2 tRNA genes are annotated in these 366 nt (G+C 47.5%); both read right to left on the bottom strand.

Annotated elements, in window-relative coordinates:
• Window positions 1–173: 173 nt before the first annotated feature.
• Window positions 174–248, bottom strand: a tRNA-Gln gene (locus tag IQQ51_RS20855).
• 30 nt (window positions 249–278) lie between these two features.
• Window positions 279–363, bottom strand: a tRNA-Leu gene (locus tag IQQ51_RS20860).
• Window positions 364–366: the final 3 nt, after the last annotated feature.

A 366-nucleotide genomic window follows, 5' to 3' on the forward strand; every position in this document is an offset into this window, starting at 1 on the left:
GGTCGGAGAGACTTGAACTCTCACACCTCTCGGCGCCAGAACCTAAATCTGGTGCGTCTACCAATTCCGCCACGACCGCAGCAAATCTTTGTAGTTATGTCGACATTGGTGATTCGAAATAACGTTGTGCTCTTAGTTAACAACTTAAGTAATTAAACAAAGAGTTTAAATAGTGGCTGGGCTACCTGGATTCGAACCAGGGAATGCTGGCATCAAAAGCCAGTGCCTTACCGCTTGGCGATAGCCCAACAATGATATCATTTAAGATATCTAAATAATGGTGCGGTCGGAGAGACTTGAACTCTCACACCTCTCGGCGCCAGAACCTAAATCTGGTGCGTCTACCAATTCCGCCACGACCGCAGC

Source organism: Vibrio sp. OPT18 (genome assembly GCF_015163615.1).
GTDB lineage: Bacteria > Pseudomonadota > Gammaproteobacteria > Enterobacterales > Vibrionaceae > Vibrio > Vibrio coralliirubri.